Here is a 2454-nt window from a genome sequence, read left to right on the forward strand (position 1 = left end):
ACGTCTGGAAACCGTATTGACTAACGCGGAAGTCATTTATTTATCCACCAGCTTGAACGATGTCGTCTCCGCACGGCCAATCAGTCCCATGAACCTGGGACTAAAGCTCTATGTCAGAACCTCCGCGGGCAACAGAAAGGCAACGGAAATGACTGCCAATCCCCATGTTGCCGTCTGCGTTGAGAACTACTATTTCACAGGCAGGGCAAAGTCACTGGGCTCCGTCTTTGATGAGAGTAATGCCGGCATCAAGGCGGCCTACATATCCCGCTATCCCGACTCGTTCAGCCAGGAGGATGAATTTATAAAATCAGATGAACAGTTTTTTGAAATAACCATCGAACACGTATCCGAATGGATTTATGAAAACGGGATTCCCGTTGGATTTGCAGAACAGCAGTTGTAAATGGCTGCGCTGCCGGCCTGCCTGCGGCAGGCCGGCCGGCAGCCTTCTCATTTCAGCGAAACAATCCATGTCTCCATGGTTTCCGCCAGCATATACTGCTGGCGCAGAACGGCCATGCCTGTTTCGGGAACATCGGCGTCCTGTTCTTTCTCCCGGATATTTTCCTCCAGAAAAGACTTCAAAACTTTGATATTTCCCTCAATGTCCTGGAGGCAGGACTGCCTGTCCTCCGATGATAGCTGGGAAAGATTGACAATCACGGCGTTGAAATCCAAGAATATGCGGATGGGCTGTGAGGCAATCTCGTGCATCAGGTGTTCAAATTCCTTTTCGCCGGTCTCTGTCAGAGAATAGATGGCCTTCTCCGGCATTTTCCCCTCCCTGGCCAGACTGCTCTTGATGTACCCTTTTTCCTCCAGCTGAATCACCTTTTTATAGATGGAGGGCGTGCTGATTTTCACCCATCTGGAGATATTGCGGTACTCCACCAGCTTCTGAATATCATATGCGCTCAGCGCTTCCTTCTTCAACATTCCCAAAACAATCAAATCTATGGTCGCCATATGTTTCTCCTTTTCTCTTGACAAATACTATAATTTATAGTAGTATAATCACCAGTATTTCGAAATACTATAATTTATACTACTATATTTCAAATTCCATGTCAAGTGAGAGGAGAACGAAACATGAAGGAACAACACACAAAAATGGAACTGCTGGGGAGCGCCCCCATCCCGAAAGCGCTTCTGGCCCTGGGACTGCCTACCATGGCGGGCATGTTGATTAACGCATTATACAATCTGGTGGACTCCTACTTTATCGGCGGGCTGGGGACCGCTCAGATGGGAGCCATCACCGTGGCATTTCCCCTGGGCCAGGTGGTCGTGGGCCTGGGACTCCTGTTTGGAAATGGAGCCGCCGCCTATCTCTCCCGTCTGCTTGGGCGCGGGGACCGGCAGACCGCGGATAAAGTCGCAAGCACCGCTCTGTATGGCAGTGTTTTCATCGGAGCCGTCGTCATTTTCTGCTCAGTCCTCTTTTTGAAACCAATCCTGAGACAGCTGGGGGCCATCGAGAGCGTCATGCCATATGCCGTCACTTACACCGGTATCTATATCACGTTCTCCATATTTAATGTCTTCAATGTCACCATGAATAATATCGTGTCCAGCGAGGGAGCCGCCAGGACTGCCATGATGGCTCTGATGGCGGGCGCCTTTCTGAATGTGATTCTGGACCCGGTTTTTATCTACACGCTCCATCTGGGTATCGCCGGCGCCGCCATTGTCACCGCCATATCCCAGATGGTTTCCACCCTGGTATATCTGGTTTATATCTTCAGGGGGAAAAGCGTCTTTCATTTCCGCATTCAGGACTGCTGCTTTTCCGGGGATATCCTGTCTGAGATTCTGAAAATCGGGATTCCCACGCTGGTATTCCAGCTGCTGACCAGTCTCTCCATGTCCATGATAAACGGGGCCGCGAAAGAGTACGGTCCCTCCGCCCTCGCCGCTATGGGGCCTGTCACGAAAATCATGTCTATGGGCAGCCTGATGGTCTTCGGGTTTTTAAAAGGCTTCCAGCCAATCGCCGGATACAGCTATGGCGCCGGGAAATTCCAGCGCTTACATGAGGCCATCAAAATCTCCGTCATTTGGTCCACCGTATTCTGCGCCCTCTTTGGTGGGTTGGCGGCCCTCTTCTCCACCGAAATCATGTCCCAGTTCACCCGGAATGATATGGAAATGATTCGCGTCGGCCAGGCCGCCCTGCGGGCCAGCGGTCTCACCTTTGTTCTCTTCGGATTCTACACGGTCTACTCCTTCCTCTTTCTGGTGATGGGAAAAGCGAAGGAAGGCTGTTTCCTCGGCGCCTGCCGCCAGGGAATCTGCTTTGTGCCTGTCATCCTGCTGCTGCCTGGTCTCATAGGGCTGAACGGAGTCCTATTCGCACAGCCTGCTGCTGATCTCTTATCCGCGATTGTCACGGTCTTTCTGGCGGTGCGTCTTCACAGGCAACTGGCGGAAGCCGGGCTGAAGACGGCGGCT

At 51.9% G+C, this 2454-nt stretch carries 3 protein-coding genes; 2 read left to right on the forward strand and 1 reads right to left on the reverse strand.

Going from position 1 to position 2454, the window contains the following annotated elements:
- Window positions 1-406: pyridoxamine 5'-phosphate oxidase family protein (locus HMPREF9473_RS20620; protein ID WP_006782154.1), on the forward strand; the 406-nt coding region annotated here is incomplete at its 5' end.
- A 47-nt stretch (window positions 407-453) separates the two neighbouring features.
- Here the strand turns inward: HMPREF9473_RS20620 and HMPREF9473_RS20625 are convergent.
- A complete protein-coding gene (locus tag HMPREF9473_RS20625) occupies window positions 454-969 on the reverse strand; it encodes a PadR family transcriptional regulator (protein ID WP_006782155.1) in 516 nt (171 codons plus the stop codon).
- Between the two features lie 123 nt (window positions 970-1092).
- Here HMPREF9473_RS20625 and HMPREF9473_RS20630 point away from each other — a divergent pair.
- Window positions 1093-2454, forward strand: a 1362-nt coding sequence (locus HMPREF9473_RS20630) for an MATE family efflux transporter (RefSeq protein WP_006782156.1), incomplete at its 3' end; no start/stop codon positions are given.

This window comes from Hungatella hathewayi WAL-18680, from assembly GCF_000235505.1.
Classification (GTDB): Bacteria; Bacillota; Clostridia; order Lachnospirales; family Lachnospiraceae; genus Hungatella_A; species Hungatella_A hathewayi_A.

What these genes read in the sequence shown, in the direction of transcription:
- HMPREF9473_RS20625 (WP_006782155.1), bottom strand. Translation starts at nt 969, where the DNA reads ATGGCGACCATAGATTTGATTGTTTTGGGAATGTTGAAGAAGGAAGCG.